The 19,711-nt window shown below is 38.4% G+C and carries 12 protein-coding genes, 2 pseudogenes and 1 riboswitch; of the genes and pseudogenes, 13 read left to right on the top strand and 1 reads right to left on the bottom strand.

Going from position 1 to position 19,711, the window contains the following annotated elements; genetic code table 11:
- Nucleotides 1-28 precede the first annotated feature (28 nt).
- From G7084_RS07955 to G7084_RS07925, 9 genes and pseudogenes are all read left to right on the top strand, one after another.
- Nucleotides 29-4,219: a MucBP domain-containing protein gene (locus G7084_RS07955; RefSeq protein WP_166011599.1), complete on the top strand. Its 4,191-nt coding sequence runs from the start codon at nt 29-31 to the stop codon at nt 4,217-4,219.
- 193 nt (nt 4,220-4,412) lie between these two features.
- Nucleotides 4,413-5,570 (top strand): annotated as a pseudogene (locus G7084_RS08315) (BspA family leucine-rich repeat surface protein); the annotation flags it as partial.
- Between the two features lie 195 nt (nt 5,571-5,765).
- Nucleotides 5,766-6,665 (top strand): annotated as a pseudogene (locus G7084_RS08465) (MucBP domain-containing protein); the annotation flags it as partial.
- Between the two features lie 306 nt (nt 6,666-6,971).
- Entirely contained in the window at nt 6,972-7,169 is a 198-nt protein-coding gene (locus tag G7084_RS07945) for a hypothetical protein (protein ID WP_166011597.1), read from the top strand.
- Between the two features lie 599 nt (nt 7,170-7,768).
- Nucleotides 7,769-7,865: riboswitch (purine riboswitch) on the top strand.
- Between the two features lie 70 nt (nt 7,866-7,935).
- The gene (locus G7084_RS07940) at nt 7,936-8,511 is read left to right on the top strand and encodes a xanthine phosphoribosyltransferase (RefSeq protein ID WP_166011595.1); all 576 of its coding nucleotides are present in this window, start codon (nt 7,936-7,938) and stop codon (nt 8,509-8,511) included.
- A 132-nt stretch (nt 8,512-8,643) separates the two neighbouring features.
- Nucleotides 8,644-10,533, top strand: a complete 1,890-nt coding sequence (locus G7084_RS07935) for a M13-type metalloendopeptidase (RefSeq protein WP_166011593.1) — start codon at nt 8,644-8,646, stop codon at nt 10,531-10,533.
- Nucleotides 10,534-10,822: 289 nt separating this feature from the next.
- Nucleotides 10,823-13,525, top strand: a complete 2,703-nt coding sequence (gene adhE, locus G7084_RS07930) for a bifunctional acetaldehyde-CoA/alcohol dehydrogenase (RefSeq protein WP_166011591.1) — start codon at nt 10,823-10,825, stop codon at nt 13,523-13,525.
- Between the two features lie 365 nt (nt 13,526-13,890).
- Nucleotides 13,891-14,340 (top strand): FAD-dependent oxidoreductase, encoded by a 450-nt coding sequence (locus G7084_RS08370; protein ID WP_281346932.1) that lies wholly within the window; start codon nt 13,891-13,893, stop codon nt 14,338-14,340.
- Nucleotides 14,274-15,563 carry an NAD(P)/FAD-dependent oxidoreductase gene (locus G7084_RS07925; protein ID WP_281346931.1) on the top strand — a complete coding sequence of 430 codons (1,290 nt, stop codon included), beginning with the start codon at nt 14,274-14,276 and terminating at the stop codon, nt 15,561-15,563. The genes G7084_RS08370 and G7084_RS07925 overlap by 67 nt, the downstream gene beginning before the upstream one ends.
- A gap of 98 nt (nt 15,564-15,661) precedes the next feature.
- Here the strand turns inward: G7084_RS07925 and G7084_RS07920 are convergent, their stop codons facing one another.
- Nucleotides 15,662-16,261: an RNA methyltransferase gene (locus G7084_RS07920; RefSeq protein ID WP_166011589.1), complete on the bottom strand. Its 600-nt coding sequence runs from the start codon at nt 16,259-16,261 to the stop codon at nt 15,662-15,664.
- 187 nt (nt 16,262-16,448) lie between these two features.
- On the opposite strand from G7084_RS07920, the gene G7084_RS07915 reads away from it, so the two are divergent.
- Genes G7084_RS07915 through truA form a run of 4 tightly spaced genes read left to right on the top strand, consistent with a single transcriptional unit; the run spans nt 16,449 to nt 19,698 of the window.
- A complete protein-coding gene (locus G7084_RS07915; RefSeq protein WP_166011587.1) occupies nt 16,449-17,282 on the top strand; it encodes an energy-coupling factor ABC transporter ATP-binding protein in 834 nt (277 codons plus the stop codon).
- Complete coding sequence (locus tag G7084_RS07910) at nt 17,258-18,121, top strand: energy-coupling factor transporter ATPase (protein WP_166011585.1); 864 nt, start codon at nt 17,258-17,260, stop codon at nt 18,119-18,121. Before G7084_RS07915 ends, G7084_RS07910 begins: the two co-directional genes overlap by 25 nt.
- Nucleotides 18,114-18,917 carry an energy-coupling factor transporter transmembrane component T family protein gene (locus G7084_RS07905; protein WP_166011583.1) on the top strand — a complete coding sequence of 268 codons (804 nt, stop codon included), beginning with the start codon at nt 18,114-18,116 and terminating at the stop codon, nt 18,915-18,917. Before G7084_RS07910 ends, G7084_RS07905 begins: the two co-directional genes overlap by 8 nt.
- A 31-nt stretch (nt 18,918-18,948) precedes the next feature.
- Complete coding sequence (gene truA, locus G7084_RS07900) at nt 18,949-19,698, top strand: tRNA pseudouridine(38-40) synthase TruA (protein WP_166011581.1); 750 nt, start codon at nt 18,949-18,951, stop codon at nt 19,696-19,698.
- Nucleotides 19,699-19,711: the final 13 nt, after the last annotated feature.

Here is a 19,711-nt window from a genome sequence, read left to right as displayed (position 1 = left end):
ATTAAAATATTAAAGGATGGATGATAGGATGAATTATAAAAAATCAATTTGGGTGATGTTACTGATTCTGTGTTCCTCAATATTAGTAACGCCCCTGACGAGTTTTGGTGCGATTAGTGCTGATGCTAATCGTGCCACGGGATCTTTACAAATGGATGATCCCAATCAAGACAATGGAGAACATCCGGAAAAAGCGATTCGCATTTATTCCAAAGTTGATGTTCCTGGTGATGCCCCAAACTTAGAAAATGGTCATATTCGTGTGGCAGTTCCCAAAAATACGGTGTTCAAAGCTGTTACTAATCAGGATATTACAACTTCGGCGGCATCATTAAAGCAGGCGGAAGTGACAGATGATGCGAATAACTACTATATTGATTATTATTTGAATACAGTGGGAAGTGGAAGTTCTGTGGCTTTACCGTTTTCGGTTTATTTTAAGAAGCCAAATGAAAATCAAAAATCAGGAGTGATTACCCAAACGATCTTAGATAGTCAAAACAATGTTTTAGACACAACGACTAAAACATTAACAGTCCAAACACAACCTAATACATATTATACTTACGATACTACGCGGACCTATGGTGACGGTGAGATAGACACGAATGGGAAAAGTAAGAGTGATGTTAGTGTAACGATGAGTATTTATAGCCGACAATACTATGGAGAAGATGAACGTGATCAAAAAATTAGCATAATCTTACCGAATAATATTGATTTTAATACGGCAAATGCGGGTAATTGGGTTTATGATCCGGCTACCAGAACCGCGTCGATGATCATTCATGCCGGGGCATCGGTACCAGTATTGCCAATTACTATTAAAGCTGGGGTTCCAGTCCCAGGAAGTGATAATATTAAAATGGTAACGACATATGTTAATCCAAAGGTTGGTGAACAACCGGACTCCCAAGACATAACTTATAATTATCGGAGAGTGTCACCGGTGACCGATAGTGTTTCAAAGCGAGTGACATTTGGTAGTGATTGGCAAATGAATGCTAAAAAGATTGATGCGAATACCGAGTTACAATCAATCATTACACCCAATGTAGGGAGCGAAAATCATCGCTTAAGTTCATTAACCGATGAGAATAATGATGATATGACCAGTTATACCGTTCAAAGTGGAGCGGTTTTAAATGGTAGTTTAACGGCAGATCAAAAAGTGAACCAATTAGTTGGAACAACCTTAGATGGTCAAACGGTGATTCTAGCGAATAATTTGGACAATGGGCGGATCAATTTTAAAACTGACCAGGTTCAAAGTTATAAATCGTTAAAATTAACTTTTACTAATGCTACGGAATTGAATAATAGTTTGAATTTAACGATTTTTAGTAAGTTCAAAATGGATCAAGTTCAAGCGTTTAAAACAAGTGACAGTACCCGGCAACAGTTAACTGATTTAGCGCGTGCGGATTATAGTGGAAACACAGTCAATTCATCTGATTATGGATATATGACTAAATCAATTCCAACGGTGAGTGGTTATTCTATTTCTTTGGATAATAAAAATTTGTATAAAGGCCAGATTAGTAATATTGATGCTGAATTTAGTTTAAGCAATTTTAATAATACTAATGTTAATTTGAAAAATCCTCGTGTCACGTTTATAGTTCCCAATGGGGCCGAACTTGCCAAGGGCGATAATGCCAAAATTAAAGGCTTAAAAGATGTTAGTGTTCAAAATAATATTAATGGAACTGGAAAGACCGCGATTACTGGAACTCCCACGATGGATTTGAATGCGAACAGCTATCCCGAGTTTAATGTACCAATTCAAGCGAATAATAATTTGAGATTAGGTCAGAAGTATCCAGTCGAAGTTTATTTGACATTTACTAATAATGATGGAAACTATACTAACTACGGCAGCGATAATATGATGTCTGCGATGACTAAAAATATTAATGACCTATATAATTTAACGGCGAATACGAATGCGCCAGGAAAAGCGGCATCATTAACATCAGACTTTAATTACAATCCCCCTCGCGAGCTGATTACTTCTAAGAGTGTCAAGGGACAAGGGGCAGATGATTTTGTTTCAGATACTGGTCTGACCGAAGATGCTGGTAGTGTTGAAACATATCGTTTAAATGCCTTTAATAATGGACTTGATGACGTTAAGAATTTTGGGCTCATTGATGTTTTGCCACACGTTACAGATAAGAATGGCTCTCAATTTAAATTGAATTTGAAGAGTAAGATCAATATTGATGATGCTAATTATCAAGATAAGTTTAATATTTACTATTCAACGGACAAACCAAGTGGGGATACATCAACTTTGTACAACCATGCAAAGTGGGTTACCGATCCGACTGATCTTTCTAAGGTCACAATGATTAAAATTACTTTGAAAGATGGTGAGAAGTTAAAATCAGGAGATGAAGTGAATTTTGATTTTGAAGCACAAATTCCAAATGACTTAACGATTAAGGACGGTGCTAAAGCTGTTAATATCTTTGAATCAACAACCAATGAAGGACAGACCTTCATTGATTCTCCTTCAGCGACAACAAGTGTTAATTATAAAACGAGTGCGGTGAATGTCACTAAGGTAGCGGTCCAAGATCCAAACCTGAAGTTAGCCCACGCTAAATATCAATTGTATGATTATGATACAGACCAGTTATTAAATGACGGTAAGGAATATGAGACCGATGAAAATGGACAATTTACGATTGATCATTTGAAGCCAGGACATTATTATATGCGTGAAACAGTGGCTCCCGATGGCTATCTAATTGCGGGAAATGCAACCACTGAAAAGCAACAAACCCAGTTTGAAATTGTACGGAATCAAACGGATGCAACAGCAGTCACATATACTGACGTACCAAAACATTCATTAGAGATTGATAAAATTGATGCCAAGAGTCAAAAAGCTTTGGCTGATGCTGAATTTGAGCTCAAAGATCAAGCTGGAAATCTGATCGCAAAACAGGTTAAAACAAATGCCTTTGGACAAGCATTTGTATATGATTTAAAGCCGGGAACTTATGACTTAAAGGAAACCAAGGCCCCAGTAGGATATAAACTTAACCAAAAGATCTTTAAGATTGAGGTGAAAGATGATACAACTTTGATTAAGCAAGAGGTTGAGGATCAAGCAATTGCAGCGACGATGGTGCTTAAAAAAGTTGACCAAGGAACGAAAAACCCTTTGGCGGGAGCAAAATTCTTATTGAGCGACGATGATCCCAAGACTAAGGATCAAACTTTGACATCTGATGCTGCCGGAATGGTTTCAGCTGTTAATTTAACAGCTGGGAAGTACACAATTAAAGAAATTGCAGCACCTGATGGTTACGAATTAGCGGCAAATTCAAAGAGCTTTACGGTTGATAGTAAGACCGATCAGATCGACTTAGGTGCGGTTGATAATAAGCGTCATGTGGATCCGATTGTGAAAGGAACGGTTCATGTTAAATATGTTGATGAAAAAGGGCATGAAATTGCACATCCAATGACATTAAATGGGGTCGTTGGCACACAATATGTCTCGGAAAAGAAGACGATCAAAGGTTACACATTCCAGAAGATGGATGGGGCAGCCAGCGGTAAGTTTACTAAGGCCGATCAAACAGTAACTTACATCTATCAAAAAGATGTTCAAAAAGCTGGTAATGTTACAGTTAAGTATGAAGATGAGACAGGAAATGAAATTGCCAAGGCTGAAATTTTAACTGGTAAAATTGGTGAAAAATACCAGACAAAGCAAAAAGCTATCACCGGCTATGTTTTCCAAAAAATGGATGGATCAGCTAGTGGCAAGTTTACCGATAAAGAACAAACTGTCACATATGTTTATACTAAGCATACTGATACAACAAATGCCGATGTAACTGTGCAATATGTAGATGAAAAGAGTCAAGAAATTGCTAAGACTGAAACTAAACATGGTAAAATTGGTGAAAAATATACAACTGAACAAAAAATGATTAAGGGTTATACTTTTAAGGAAGTGAAGGGAAAGACATCTGGAACATTTACGGATCAAGCGCAACGTGTAATTTATATTTACACGAAGGATGGTGATGTGAATCATGTAGTTAATCCTGATGCGCCCAATGACGCCGGAACAATCACTAATGTAATACATTCGTTATTGCCTCAAACTGCGGCACAAAAGATAACATTGATCGGTATGATTAGTGTGATTTTAGCTACTTTAGCTGGTGTAATTGTTTGGAAGAAGCGGAAGTAAATTTAGACGATAAGACGATCTCGTTACGGTGAGATCGTTTTTTGTTGGATTAAAAAGTTACAAATGTAACCGTTTTCTGATCGGAACTTGTTATTAATAATACAAAAAATGAAATTTATACCATGATATTTCGATATATAATTTATTTGTCAACAATAAGTATGAATTAAATATAGATTTAGGGGTAGATCAAATGAAAATTAGTAAATATTTATTATTAAGTACAACGATTTTAGGGTTGGTTAATCCCCTGGTAGTTTTAGCTGATCAAAATGCTACTACGCCATCGGTAAATTCAAAACAAAGTTCTGAAAATAAAAAAGAATCTGATCTCAAGAATGATTCTTCAAATCAAATAATTAATACGAATGTAAAAAGTAGTACATCGAATTTCAACCGGAATAAAACGGCTTCTACGGGGCAAGAAATCACATATGGGGCTGTTACCTTAACACTTGATGATAATGGAGTTCTTACGATTCCTGATGGAGTTAGTCCTAGAGGTACAACTGATTATTTGTCGCGAGCATTGGATGACGCTGGGGTTTTGGAACAGGTTAAAACGGTTAAATTTTTAGGTGGTATTAATTTCCAAAATATGGGGGAACGAGCAGATACACTGACCAATGGGTTGACCAATGTCGAAAGCATTGAAGGTTTAGAAAAATCTGATTTTTCGAAACAAACAAACTTTACAGCAATGTTTGGTGCTAATCATCATTTAAAAAGTATTGATTTAAGTGGAATTGATACATCCAGTGCAACTAATATGTATGGAATGTTTGGGGGCACGGATGATTTAACTAGTTTAAATCTTAATAAGCTGAACACAAGTAATGTAACTAGGATGGATGATATGTTTGATGGTTCGGGAATTCAGACGTTAGATATGTCTGGAATGGATCTTGGGCAGGTAGATACGATGTCATACATGTTTAGTGAATCTAAGTTGCAAAAATTTGATTTCACGAGTTTGAACCTACCGAACCTAACTAATATGGCCTTCATGTTCTCTCAAGCGACTGATTTAACGGATGTTAACTTAGGAAGTGGTTTTGGAGCGCATAAACTTGAAATGCTGAGTGCCCTATTTCAAAATACGGCAATTCAACAGTTAGATGCATCTAAATTGGATACTTCAAATGTTACTAGTATGGCTTGGATGTTCCAAAATATGCCTAAGTTAACCGACTTAAATGTTAATGGTTTAGATACTTCTAAAGTTAAGTTGATGAACCAAATGTTTACTTACGATGCTAGTTTAGAAAAGTTGGATTTAAGTAGTTTTGATACCTCTCAAATTGAAGAATTAGATATGGGGACCGATGGTGGCATGAATTATATGTTCTCCAAAATGACCAATCTAAAAAGTTTGACTCTGGGACCAAAGTTTGTCTTCCAAAAGGAAACTGCCACAGCTGGAATTGGTAGCCAACACACTGATCCAAATTATGCATGGCATAATCAGGGTGATAATGGTTTGCCAAAAGATAAACATATGTGGTCTTCTGATGATTTTATTAATAATTATGATGGTAAGCAAGATGCTGATACGTATGTTTGGCAACCAAATGCAGTTAAAGCGGCAGATGTAACGGCTAAATATGTTGATGGAAATGGTAAAGAGATTGCCAAATCAGAAGTGCAGTCCGGAAATATCGGTGATAAATATAAGACTGAGCAGAAGAAAATTGCGGGTTACACCTTTAAAGAAGTGCAGGGCAATGCGGCCGGTGACTTTACAGACCAAGCCTAGACGGTCACGTATGTTTATACGAAAAATCCAGTTAAAGCGGCAGATGTAACAGCTAAATATGTTGATGAAAATGGTAAAGAGATTGCCAAATCAGAAGTGCAGTCTGGAAATATCGGTGATAAATATAAGACTGAGCAGAAGAAAATTGCGGGTTACACCTTTAAAGAAGTGCAGGGCAATGCGGCCGGTGACTTTACAGAACAAGCCCAGACGGTCACGTATGTTTATCTGAAAAATCCAGTTAAAGCGGCAGATGTAACAGCTAAATATGTTGATGAAAATGGTAAAGAAATTGCCAAATCAGAAGTGCAGTCTGGAAATATCGGTGATAAATATAAGACTGAGCAGAAGAAAATTGCGGGTTATACCTTTAAAGAAGTGCAGGGCAATGCGACCGGTGACTTTACAGAACAAGCCCAGACGGTCACGTATGTTTATCAAAAAAATGATAATAATTCGGGCGAACCAGCTCAACCTGGTACACCAGACACACCAAATCATGCAGGTGATGTTAATCAACCGAATCAAGACGTAAATCCAGGAGTTAATGATGATTTGATTGAGGAGGTAACGGATGGGGTTAAAACGTTATTACCTCAAACTGCAGTACAAAAATTGACGATAGTGGGTGTAATGAGTTTGATCATAGCAACGTTGACCGGCTTGGTAATTTGGAAAAAACGAAAATAATTAAATATTTAAAGTTGAAAACTAAGGAAACAGCGCCTTAGTTTTTTTAATAGAGCATTGAGATGAATAAATTTAAAAAATAAGCTAACATAAAAATTTTAGGGCTGAAACGATTGTTAATGTAAATTTGATTAAAAAATAACACCCTTTTAAGAGATTGATCTACTTTTTAATCCCCCCGCAATGACCATGTGAGTAAGTATGTAGTACTTAAGTCAGAAGTAATTACAAGTTTCTAAATAAACAGTATAATGAAACTGTACATTTTAAAAATGGATTAATTTATTGTCCAAGGGAGGAGATCATATGAATAAAATCTTTAAAGCTGGATGGTTAAATTCATTTGAGTTAGCCATTTGGGCGACTTTTATCTTACGACTTTTAAAAATATGGTTATTAAAAAATGATGATGGTAATTTTTTGATTTTGGTTATTGTCCCTGTGTTGCTTCTAACAATTATTATTCATGGGTTCAAAGGAATTTACTTTAAATATCATCGATGAAGCAAACATCTATGGTTTTCTAAAAAACTTACCATTTATAAATTGGATAGAGAACAAAAATGAGAAAATTTAATCAAAAACTATATCTCCTTTTGAAGTAGCAGCATATACTATGATCATGTTAATTTTCGGCTGTGTAAGTATCGGTATAAGTATGTCTTTTTTAAATCATGAAGTATATTTTGAACAATCTTCAGCGACCGTGACCATGGTTTTTAGCCAATATAAATAAAGTGGTGGTTATCATTCATACGGGCAAAAATATCAGCAAACTGATGCGAGTATCGTATTTAAGAGTACTGGCAAAAGAAGTTGATCCGGTTAGATCATATGAAGCTGAATGGGTGGATCGATCGAGGAGAAAATATTTTAATATATTGGAATGGTAAAAATATTAAGAGTATTAAGCAATTTTATTCGTACCGCGATAATATATTCGGAGTAATTTCGTTATTGACTGGCTTATGGGCTGTTAGCATCTCCGTTGACTTTATTTATAACCGGAATTATTATCAAAGCATAAGTTAAAAGAAAAATTTATCGAAGTATTAGCTAATTTATGGTTGCTTAATTGTAATTTTTAATTTATATTGAATTAATCATATTAATAAACTTAACCTAGTATAATCGTTGGAGAATGGCTAACGAGATCTACCTGCACCTAAGCTGCGGACTACTAGTTTTAAGGGATGAGTCCATTCGTTAATGGACTCATTTTTTTATTTTAGATTAAGTAGAGCATTAATTAATTAGAGGAGCTGGATGAATGAAATTATTAGAGGAACGTATTGAACAAGATGGTCGAGTCATTGGGACTGAATTACTTAAAGTCGATAATTTTTTGAACCATCAAGTTGATCCAGCTTTAATGGAAGCGATGGGCCAAGAATTTGCACGCTTATTTAAAGATGAAAAAATTGATCGGGTTTTAACAGTTGAATCGTCGGGGATTGCACCGGCAGTCTTTACGGCCTTAGCGCTTAATGTGCCAATGGTATTTGCCCGTAAGAAGCAGTCTTTGACATTGACGGATGATAATTACGTGGCCGATGTTTATTCATTTACCAAGCAAGAAACGAATCATATTATTGTTGATAAGCGATTTATTCAAGCTGGGGAACGAATTTTATTAATTGACGATTTCTTAGCTAATGGACAAGCCGTGCAGGGCATGTTAGAAATTGCGAAAGCTGCGCAGGCTGAAGTTGTGGGAGCCGGGATTGTCATTGAAAAGACTTTCCAAAAAGGACGAGCGCTCTTAAATGAGCAGGGCTTACGTGTAGAGTCATTGGCACGGATCAAGGCATTTGAAAATGGTAAGGTTATTTTTGCCGAAGCCTAGGATTCGCTGTTCAATAGTTTCAGTTAAAATAAAAGACGGTCTCATTGCGATATAGTAAAGCATGCGATCGTTTTTTATTTATCGTAAAAAGCGTATAATTTGGTTTAAAATATGGATAAAAAAGGTGATAAAATGCGAAGACAAGATGATTTTTATGAAGCCATTAATGGTGAGTGGGAAGCACAAGCCCAAATCCCAGATGACAAGCCACGAACAGGTGGTTTCAACGATCTGAGCGATACGATTGAAGAATTAATGTTAACAACGACAGCGCAATGGCAAGCTGGTGAGAATGTACCAAATGATGTAGTATTACAGAATTTCATTAAATTACACCGACTAACTGCGGATCAAGCACAACGAAATGAAGTTGGTATAGCTCCAGTTCAAGCAATTGTTCAAAAAATTAATGACCTGAAATCTTTTACAGAATACACTCAACATTTGACAGAGTTTGAAAAATTAGCATGGCCGAATGCAATGCCCTTTGGCGTGGCACCAGACTTTAAGGATGCACGGATGAATGTTCTATGGGCGGATGCTTTAGGAACGATTTTACCAGATACAACGTATTACGCCCCAGGCCATGTTAAAGGAGCAGAGTTACTAGCGGCGTATCGTAAAACAACGTTACCTATTTTAATTAAATTTGGTTATTCTGAAAATGATGCGAATGATTTGCTAGATAAAAATATTGCTCTTGATGCACGTATTGCGCAGTATGTGTTATCAAATGAAGAAAATGCTGAATATGCAAAACTTTATCATCCATATCAATGGGATCAATTTATTGAAATGGTTAAGAATTTACCATTGGCCGATTTTATGGGAGCCATGCTTGGAACCCAACCAGATATTGTCATTGTACCGGAAGAACGTTTTTGGCAACATGCAGATCAATTTTATTCTGAGGAAGCTTGGCCGCTATTGAAAGCACACTTATTGATCGAAACGATGCTAAGTTATACCAGTATTTTGACCGATGAATTACGGGTGATGGGGGGAGCGTATGGTCGAATGATTAGTGGAACGCCAGAAGCTAGTTCCATTCCAAAGGCTGCCTACTATCTAGCGGCCGGTCCGTTTAATCAAGCATTAGGCCTATGGTATGCGCGAAATAAATTCTCTGAAGAGGCTAAAAATGATGTTGAAGCAAAAGTTGCGACAATGATTGAGGTATATAAAGAACGTTTGCAAAATAACACGTGGTTAGCAGACCAAACTCGTCAAAAAGCGATCCAAAAATTAGATAAAATTGTAGCACATATTGGATATCCGGCGACTTTACCGCAACGCTATTATGATAAGATTATTGATGAAAATCAGAGTTTATTTGATAACTTTCAGCGACTAAGTGAACAATCGATCCAATATGCGTGGTCGAAATGGAATCAACCAGTTGATCGGACGGAGTGGCATATGCCAGCGCATATGGTTAATGCCTATTATGACCCACAACAAAATCAAATTGTCTTTCCGGCGGCGATTTTACAGGCGCCCTTTTATGACTTACAACAAAGCTCATCAGCTAATTATGGCGGGATTGGGGCAGTGATTGCCCATGAAATTTCGCATGCTTTTGATACTAATGGCGCTTCTTTTGATGAAAATGGAAGCTTGAATAATTGGTGGTTAACGGCTGATTATGCGGCCTTTGAAGAGCGAACACAAGCGGTGATTAACCAATTTGATGGTCTAGATTCCTATGGTGTCAAAGTGAATGGTAAATTGACGGTTTCAGAGAATGTAGCTGATTTAGGTGGACTATCAGCTGCTTTGGCAGCGGCGAAACGTGACGATGACTTCTCAGCGACTGCTTTCTTTATTAACTGGGCTACGATTTGGCGGATGAAAGCCCGTCCTGAATTTATGCAAATGATGGCGAGTGTAGATGTGCATGGTCCGGCAAAGTTGAGAGTGAATGTGCAGGTAGCGAATTTTGATGAATTCTTTAAAGCATTTGATGTTCAAACAGAAGATCGAATGTGGCGTGACCCTTCCGCGAGAATTCAAATTTGGTAATTATTTGAGGCTAGGATTTAACTCCTAGCTTTTTTAATGCCGTTCATTTAAAATATTTGAAATATGTTTCACAAAATCCTGAAAATAAAGAACTAGTTAATTCGTTGATGAAAACGCTACCAAAATTAAAAGTTTCACAATCGTGAGGTTAAATCGCGTTTTAAATGGTGTTTTATATTAATTTAATTAGTTTTATTTGCTTGACAATCAGATTCATGTTGTTATAATTAACATTGTTAATAAATACACAAACGAAATAAATAATCCAACAAATATGGGAGAATTTAACATGGCTGAAACAAAAGTACCCAAAAAAGCAAAAAAAGTTTTAACACCCGAAGAGAAGGCTGCCCGGATGTACGCGGCAGTTAAAATGACAGGGGAATTAGTAGAAAAGGCACAGAAGGCCGCCGTTGAATTTTCAACTTATACACAAGAACAAGTTGATAAAATTGTTGCCGCAATGGCCTTGGCTGGCTCAGAAAATTCACTACTATTAGCTCATGAAGCTGTTGAAGAAACAGGACGTGGAGTAGTTGAGGATAAAGATACTAAGAATCGGTTCGCTTCAGAGTCTGTTTATAACGCCATCAAAAATGATAAGACAGTTGGTGTTATCAATGAGGATCGTGTCACTGGTAAAGTTGAATTAGCCGCTCCACTTGGGGTGTTGGCTGGAATTGTACCTACGACTAATCCAACTTCAACAGCTATTTTTAAGTCAATGTTGTCAGCTAAGACACGTAATACGATTGTCTTTGCTTTTCATCCACAAGCGCAAAAGTCATCATCACATGCCGCTAAGATTGTTTACGATGCAGCCGTTGCGGCTGGTGCACCAGAAAACTTCATCCAGTGGGTCGAAAAGCCTTCACTTGAAGGAACAACGGCTTTGATTAAGAATCCTGGCATTGCTTCGATTTTGGCTACTGGTGGTCCATCAATGGTCCACGCCGCCTTAACTTCAGGAAATCCATCAATGGGTGTTGGAGCAGGTAACGGGGCTGTATATATCGATGCAACTGCAGATGTTGAGCGTGCCGTTGAAGATTTGCTACTATCAAAGCGATTTGATAATGGAATGATTTGTGCCACTGAAAACTCAGTTGTAGTAGCCAAGGAAGTTTATCCAGCCTTCATGAAGCAAATGCAAGAGCAAGGTGCTTACTTAGTGCCGGTAAAGGATCACGAAAAGTTAGCCGAAGGTGTCTTCGTGAAGAATGCTGAAGGCTTTGGAGTACAGGGTCCTGTGGCTGGAATGTCCGGTCAAAATATTGCAAAACGGGCAGAAATTAAAGTGCCTGCTGACAAAGATGTTTTGATGTTTGAGCTTGATAAGAAAAATATTGGTGAGGCATTATCATCAGAAAAGCTAAGCCCATTATTGTCTGTTTACCAAGCTGGTTCACGTGAAGAAGGAATTGAAATTGTTCGCGCTCTCTTGAACTATCAAGGCGCTGGACACAATGCAGCTATCCAAATTGGAGCACAAGATGACCCATTTGTGAAGCATTATGCTGATGCAGTTGAAGCATCACGAATTTTGGTAAACCAACCTGATTCAATTGGTGGGGTTGGAGATATTTATACTGATGCCTTGCGTCCATCATTGACACTTGGTACTGGATCATGGGGGAAGAATTCATTGTCACATAATCTTTCAACTTACGATTTGTTAAATATTAAGACGGTTGCCCGTCGACGTAATCGTCCACAATGGGTCCGGTTACCAAAGGATATTTACTACGAATCAAACTCAATTACTTATTTGCAAGACTTGCAAGACGTTTCGCGCGCATTTATTGTGGCTGATCCAGGAATGGTTCAATTTGGATTCGTCGATAAGGTCTTAGATCAATTTAACTTAAGTACAACACCAGTGAAAACCTCATTGTACGGAACGGTTCGTCCTGATCCCACAATTAGCCAAGCTGTTGATATTGCTCGTCAAATGGCGGCCTTTAAGCCGGACACTGTAATTGCACTTGGTGGTGGATCAGCTTTGGATGCTGGTAAAGTTGCTCGCTTCTTATACGAGTATTCAATTTCACATCCTGGTATCTTAGAGGATGATCAAGCTTTGATGGGATTGTTTGGAGAACTACAACAGAAGTTTATGGATATCCGTAAGCGAATTGTTAAGTTTGAACAGGCTCGTTCAACGCAATTGGTTGCCATTCCAACAACTTCAGGAACTGGATCAGAAGTAACACCATTTGCGGTGATTACGGATGATGAAACACATGTTAAGTATCCTTTGGCAGATTATGAATTGACGCCCCAAGTGGCAATTGTTGATCCTGAATTTGTTATGACCGTACCAAAGCGGACAGTTGCTTACTCAGGAATGGATGCCTTGTCGCACGCATTGGAATCATATGTTTCAGTGATGTCTTCAGAATTTACACGTCCATGGGCTTTGCAAGCAATTAAGTTGATTTTTGAAAACTTGGTTACATCATATAAGTATGATCCAAGTCACCCAACCCTTGAAGGACGTGACGCACGAACTAAGATGCATTATGCTTCAACTTTGGCCGGGCAATCATTTGCGAACGCCTTCCTAGGGATTAATCATTCATTAGCTCACAAGACTGGTGGAGAATTTGGTTTGCCACACGGTTTGGCTATTACAATTGCGATGCCACATGTGATCAAATTCAATGCGGTGACAGGTAATGTTAAGCGAACACCTTTCCCACGTTATGAAACATATACTGCACAAAAGGACTATGCTGATATCGCTCGTTACCTTGGTTTGAAGGGGCAAACAGACGCAGAGTTAGTTCAATCCTTGTTAACTGAAATTAAGAAGCTAACAGATGCTTTAGATATTGATACCACCTTATCAGGTAACGGTGTTGCTAAGAAGGACTTGGAAAATTCAGTTGATAAGTTGATGGACTTAATTTACAACGATCAATGTACTCCAGGAAATCCTCGTCAACCACGTTTGGAAGAAATTCGTCAACTTTTGATGGATCAATTCTAATCAAATAAACGTTTAAGAAGAAGTTTAGGTGCCACCTAAACTTTTTTTTTGCTTAAATTTAGTAAAAAAATAAAACTCTTACTGAATTTGGTAATTTTAAGGTTATAACGTTATGCTTAAAGCGATTGAGCAATTTGATTAATTTTAAAGTTTAAATTCTGGGAATCTTGGATAATAGTACCCGTTAATTAGGGAAATACGGTAAAATAGAGACCAAGGTTATATTGAAATAAGGTGGAAATCAGCTTAGTCATAAATGGGCTGATTTAAAAGAATAGGGCATACCGAAATGCGCTGTTAAGGATTAAAAGAAGACCTCACGAAAACTAACAACTACATTTTGAAGTAAAGACGAGGGGGAAATGATGAAAAAGCGAATTATTATTGTTGGAGCTGGATATGCTGGAGTCATGACGGCGCGCAAATTAGCTAAAAAATTTAATCAGAAATCTGAATATGAAATTATTTTGATCGACGAACATCCCTTTTTTACATATCGGACCAGTTTGCATGAAGTAGCAACGAAACGAATTGAACCTAGTGCCGTTCAATTTGATTTGCGCCAGCTTTTCATGCATCAAAAGAACGTTAAAATTGTCACTGCCCATGTTGAAACAGTGAATGCTGTACAACATACTGTACAAACCTCCGTGGGAAACATTAATTATGATAAATTGATTTGGGCTGGTGGAGTTGAAGCGAAGGTCGATATTCCTGGGGGGCCGAGTATGGATTCCCTTTTTGGAGTTTGGATCAAGCGACGTCATTGCGGGTACACATTGAAGAAATCATTCGTCAAGGAGCGATTGAGTTAGACGAAGATTTGCATCACCAAAAACTACGGTTGGTTGTTGTCGGGGGTGGTTATTTGGGAATTCAAATTCTGGGAGAATTACTGGATGAACGCCGTATTCTAGCGAAAGCCAATCAGTTGCGTCCGCGTGAGATTGAATTGATTTTAGTAGAAGCTCATGGAGAAATTCTAACTGACCTAGATGACATTAAAACCAGCCATAAAGTGGAAAATTATTTAAAACACCAAGGCGTGAAAGTTCGTAAAAATATAACCGTAACGGAAATTTTTGAAGATCATCTCGCTTTGGATGATGGAACACAAATTATGACAAATACTGTGGTTTGGGCTGGCGGAACACAGGGACGGACCCAGATGGGTGATTTGAATTTGCAACAAGATGAGGCCCGTAAAGTTCGGGTTAATCCAGAAATGCGAATCTTAGATGAAGCGGATATTTATGCTTTGGGAGATTCAGTTGTGCAACCTTTGCCAGATCAACTAAGTAACGGTCAAGGGGCGGAAACCTTGATGCCTAAAAGAGGCGAAAATCGTTATTTTTGGCCACAAAATGTGCATACCGCCGTCAACCAAGCAGATAAAGTGGGAAATAACGTTGCCGTCAAGTTACTCGATCATGGAGATTTAAATGCTTTTAAGCCACGTCGACAAAGAATTTTTATCTCGGTCGGTTCACGTTATGGGGTGGCAGTCTTTAAGAATCGATTCACCATGACAGGCTTTTGGGCCCATGATTTGAAACATTTAAGTAATTTACATTTTTTGGCGCAATTAGGTTCAAACTATCAAATGTATCGCTACCTTCAGCGTGAAATTTTTTCAACACCGCAACACATTATTTCAGGTCAGGGGAATGTTTCAAACGTAGGGAATACCTTATGGTCAGTACCTTTGCGTTTAGCAACAGGGATTTTCTTAATTATTACTGGGGTTGCCGTTGGTGGTGGGATTGGTTCAGTTTTTGCAGGAGTGGGGTTAGCGTTGTTTGTCGGCTTTATGACCACCCTAGCAGGCTTCATGACTTTCTTGTTGTCGTTAGTGATGTTAGGAACTTCCTTTTCAATTTCGGCCTTGTTATTACCATTTGTAGGTATCGCCTTAATGAATGGGGCGGGGCGCTCGTTTGGACTGGATTATTGGTTGGTCCCTTTTATTCAAAAAAACTTGGGCATTTTAATTACTGGGGATAGCCAAGCCGGTTATAATGATTTGGATGAGAAATAAAGTTTTAAATCAAAAAGGGAGCTCGGAATTTTCCTAGCTCCCTTCGTTTCAAAAGGTGTTATTCTATCAAAAATAATCAAATTTTATGCGCTATATTTCTAAAGATTTGGATGTTGCGCCGCATAGAAAGCTAAAACAATCCCATGGGCAACTGAAACGTTGAGCGAACGAACACTACCGGCTTGTGGAATGAAAAGCATGGCATCGGCGGCTGCAATTAGTTCATCTGCCAGTCCGATTTGTTCTTCACCAAAAATAAATGCAGCTTTCTGATCTAGTTGGGTTTCAAACAGGTTGGTGGGATGATAAGATTCAATGTTATCGATCGCATAAATAGTGTAACCTTCGGTATGCAGTTGATCAAAAACGGCTTGATAATCAGTGACACGATGATGTTCGATATGTTCGTAATTGTATGTGCCAACTGATCCACGCCGATCCCATTTCTTGGAACCTTCTGTTCGATCAGGGAAGGATTGGTTGACAGGATTTAGAAAAATTAGTTTACGAGTCGCAAAGGCATTGCTATTTCGGACGGCAGTGGCCTTGTTGAAATCATGGGTTAAGTTTTGCATGATAGAAACGGCAGCGTTCCGTTTATCGTCTAAGTCAGCTCGAATCGCTTCATCCGACATATTTTTATAGTAGTCAGTCACATTTCGATAATCATTGGAATGGTTGAGATCAATCTCGGTCATGGTTATTTTTTACCTCGTTTAAATTAAATTTAAAGACACTGCATTGATGGATTGGTTATGGATTAAATTGATACGCAATCAATTCATGAATACGCAGATATGCAGTACAATACTTTTATTGTAACAAGAAGCAAACGATATTTGGTAGAATATCGTTGAGATTAAAATTTTTAAGGATGTATGAACGATGATTGATATTCAAAATTTAACATATACATATCCGAATCGAGCTGAACCAGCGTTGAATCAATTAACCTTTAAGATTGAAAAAGGAGAGTGGGTCGCTGTGATTGGTCATAATGGGTCTGGTAAATCAACTTTGGCTAAATTATTGACCGGTCTTTTAACGACTGAAACTGGACAGATTAAAATCAACGATTTAATTATTAATGAGGAAAATATTTTTGAAATTAGAAATCTGGTTGGAATGGTTTTTCAAAATCCAGATAATCAATTTGTTGGGGCAACAGTGGAAGACGATGTAGCTTTTGGTCTAGAAAATCGACAAATTGAGCGACCTGAAATGAAAACACGGGTCAAAGAAGCTTTAGGCCGCGTAGGTATGTTAGAATTTGCAAAAAGAGAGCCAGCTCATTTATCTGGTGGTCAGAAACAACGCGTGGCATTGGCCAGTGCTTTAGTAATTGAGCCGCAAGTCTTAATCCTGGATGAAGCTACTGCGATGTTAGATCCTAAGGGGCGGCGAGAAATGATTGACTTAGTTCGTGCCCTTAAAATTGAATTAGGAGCTGAGTTAACGGTGATCTCAATCACTCATGATATCGATGAAGCCGCTCATGCAGATCGAGTCATTGTAATCAATGATGGACAACTTATAGAAAAGGGACAACCAGCACAAGTTTTTAATAATGCAGCAAAATTAATTGAATTAGGGCTGAATGTTCCTTTTGCCGAACAACTGAAAGCTAAGTTGGCCCAGCGTGGGGTGAAGGTACCGCAAACTTATGAAACAACGGATGGGATGGTGAATTGGCTATGGCAATCAATTTCCAAGCAGTAGGGTTTACATATCAATTTGAATCACCGTTTGCAGTAACTGGCGTCCATGATGTTAACTTTTCGATCTTAAAAAATCAGTTTACGGCGGTGATTGGGCACACTGGTTCAGGTAAATCAACGATGTTGCAGCTTTTGGATGGTCTGATTTTGCCGCAAACTGGGCGGATTAACATATTGGATCAGACGGTCACGCCAACGACCAAATTAGCTGCGACCAATGAAATCAGACGCCACGTGGGAATGGTATTTCAATTTCCCGAGGCGCAATTATTCGAAGAAACTGTCTTGGCGGATGTGATGTTTGGACCGAAAAATTTTGGACATAGCATTAAGGAGGCCGAAATTTTGGCGCGGAAAGCATTACGCTTAGTTGGGATGCCTGAAAAATTTGATCAACAATCACCTTTTGATTTGTCGGGTGGCCAAATGCGCCGGGTAGCCATTGCTGGTGTGCTGGCACTTGAACCTGAAATATTGGTGCTAGATGAACCAACTGCCGGATTGGATCCGCAAGGTCAACAGGAATTGATGCTTCTTTTTAGACAGCTTCAAAAAGAGTATGGGATGACAATTGTTTTAGTAACTCATCAAATGGAATTTGTGGCACAATATGCCCAAAAAATCTTAGTGTTTGAACACGGCACGGTGGTTAAAGCGGGAACACCGGAGGAAATCTTTTCTGATCCAGAGTGGTTGATGGCAAAACAGTTGGATGTCCCTATGGCTAAAGCTTTTGCTGATAAGTTAGCACAAAAAGGCATTGTTTTAGAACAGATCTTGGATATTGATGCATTGGCTGATCAATTAGCCTACAAAATCAGGGAGGCTAATGATGTTTAGTAAGATTTTGATTGGCCGATATTTACCAGGTAATTCATTGATTCATCGACTTGATCCAAGGGTGAAATTAGTTTTAAGTATCGCTTTTATTTTTATGATTTTTCTGGCAACCAATTGGCCTGGTTACCTCTTAGCCACGGCAATGACGCTGCTTGTTGTTAATTTAACGCGGTTGGGACTGGGAGTTTTTATTCGCGGAGTTCGACCTTTGATTTTTTTGATGTTGTTCACTACGCTTTTACAAGTGCTTTTTGTGACGACTGGGCATGTTTGGTGGGCATGGGGGTGGCTTAAAATTACAACGGATGGTTTGGTGAATGGTGGAGCAATTTTTATTCGGTTTATGTTGATAATTATGTTTTCAACCGTTCTAACGCTCACGACGCCGCCATTAGATATTGCGGATGCATTGGAAACCTTACTACGGCCTCTGCAAAAAGTGAAAGTTCCTGTAGCTGAGTTGGCTCTAATGGTTTCAATTGCTTTGCGATTCGTACCGACGTTATTAGATGAAGCGGAAATGATTATTAATGCTCAGCGGGCACGAGGGGTTTTGTTCAATGAAGGGAATTTAATTAAACGGGCTAAGGCGTTTATCCCGGTTTTAATTCCTCTTTTTATTAATGCGATTAAGCGAGCAATTGAATTAGGGGATGCCATGGAAGTGCGGGGTTACCGGGGTGATGTAGAACGTTCGAAGTATCGGCTACAAACCTGGCAACGTATTGATACTTGGGCAGTACTCGTTTTTATTATTTTTGCGATTTTATTATTTAATTTTTATTTTGTATTTTAAAATTTATTTACTGATGAAGGAGAATAACTCAATGCCTAGATACCGAGCCATTGTCGCCTACGATGGAACCGATTTTTCTGGTTGGCAGGTCCAACCAAATAAACGGACCGTCCAAGGTGAACTAGAAAAGGCTGTTAATAGAATGGCTAAAAATCCGATTCAACCGATTCGAGTGCAAGGTTCCGGGCGGACGGATGCTGGAGTTCACGCTTTAGGACAAGTGGCGCATTTTGATTTACCATTTGACATTCCGGTAATAGGGGTGCAAAAAGGATTAGCGACGATGCTGCCGTTTGATATTGAGATTAAGACGGTTGAAAAGGTTGATTCAGATTTCCATGCGCAATATAATGCACATACTAAAACATATTTGTATCGTCTTTCAAACCGAAGCTTTAGAGATCCTTTTAAGCGTAATTACACGGGTTATTGGCCGCGCTATTTGGAACCTAGTAAAATGGAACAAGCTATTAATGATTATTTAGGAGAACATGATTGGCAAAGTTTTGCAGCGGCAGGATTTCAAGCTAAAACGACGGTACGTACAGTCACCGCGGTTAAGTTTTCAAATGATGTTGAGCAACAAGAATTAATTTTTGAATTTACAGGCACGGGTTTTTTGTATAATCAAATTCGTATCATGGTAGGAGTTTTACTAGAAATTGGCGGTGGTAGTCGTCCGGTAGATGATATTCCACGTTTATTAGCTCAAAAGGATCGTCAGCAAGCCCGCTTAACTGCACCGGCTAGTGGTTTGTATTTGAAATCGGTTGATTATTAAAGTGGGAACGTGT

Origin of the sequence: Weissella coleopterorum, assembly GCF_011304355.1 — a bacterium.
In the GTDB taxonomy this organism is placed as follows: Bacteria; Bacillota; Bacilli; order Lactobacillales; family Lactobacillaceae; genus Weissella; species Weissella coleopterorum.
The sequence above is the reverse complement of the archived record's forward strand: the minus strand, read 5'-3'. Positions and strand labels throughout refer to the sequence as shown.

Excerpts from the sequence above, each read along its gene's own strand:
- G7084_RS07955 (WP_166011599.1), top strand. The coding sequence starts at position 29 with ATGAATTATAAAAAATCAATTTGGGTGATGTTACTGATTCTGTGTTCC.
- G7084_RS07945 (WP_166011597.1), top strand. The coding sequence starts at position 6,972 with ATGAATAAAATCTTTAAAGCTGGATGGTTAAATTCATTTGAGTTAGCC.
- G7084_RS07940 (WP_166011595.1), top strand. The coding sequence starts at position 7,936 with ATGAAATTATTAGAGGAACGTATTGAACAAGATGGTCGAGTCATTGGG.
- G7084_RS07935 (WP_166011593.1), top strand. The coding sequence starts at position 8,644 with ATGCGAAGACAAGATGATTTTTATGAAGCCATTAATGGTGAGTGGGAA.
- adhE (WP_166011591.1), top strand. The coding sequence starts at position 10,823 with ATGGCTGAAACAAAAGTACCCAAAAAAGCAAAAAAAGTTTTAACACCC.
- G7084_RS08370 (WP_281346932.1), top strand. The coding sequence starts at position 13,891 with ATGAAAAAGCGAATTATTATTGTTGGAGCTGGATATGCTGGAGTCATG.
- G7084_RS07920 (WP_166011589.1), bottom strand. The coding sequence starts at position 16,261 with ATGACCGAGATTGATCTCAACCATTCCAATGATTATCGAAATGTGACT.
- G7084_RS07915 (WP_166011587.1), top strand. The coding sequence starts at position 16,449 with ATGATTGATATTCAAAATTTAACATATACATATCCGAATCGAGCTGAA.
- G7084_RS07910 (WP_166011585.1), top strand. The coding sequence starts at position 17,258 with ATGGCAATCAATTTCCAAGCAGTAGGGTTTACATATCAATTTGAATCA.
- G7084_RS07905 (WP_166011583.1), top strand. The coding sequence starts at position 18,114 with ATGTTTAGTAAGATTTTGATTGGCCGATATTTACCAGGTAATTCATTG.
- truA (WP_166011581.1), top strand. The coding sequence starts at position 18,949 with ATGCCTAGATACCGAGCCATTGTCGCCTACGATGGAACCGATTTTTCT.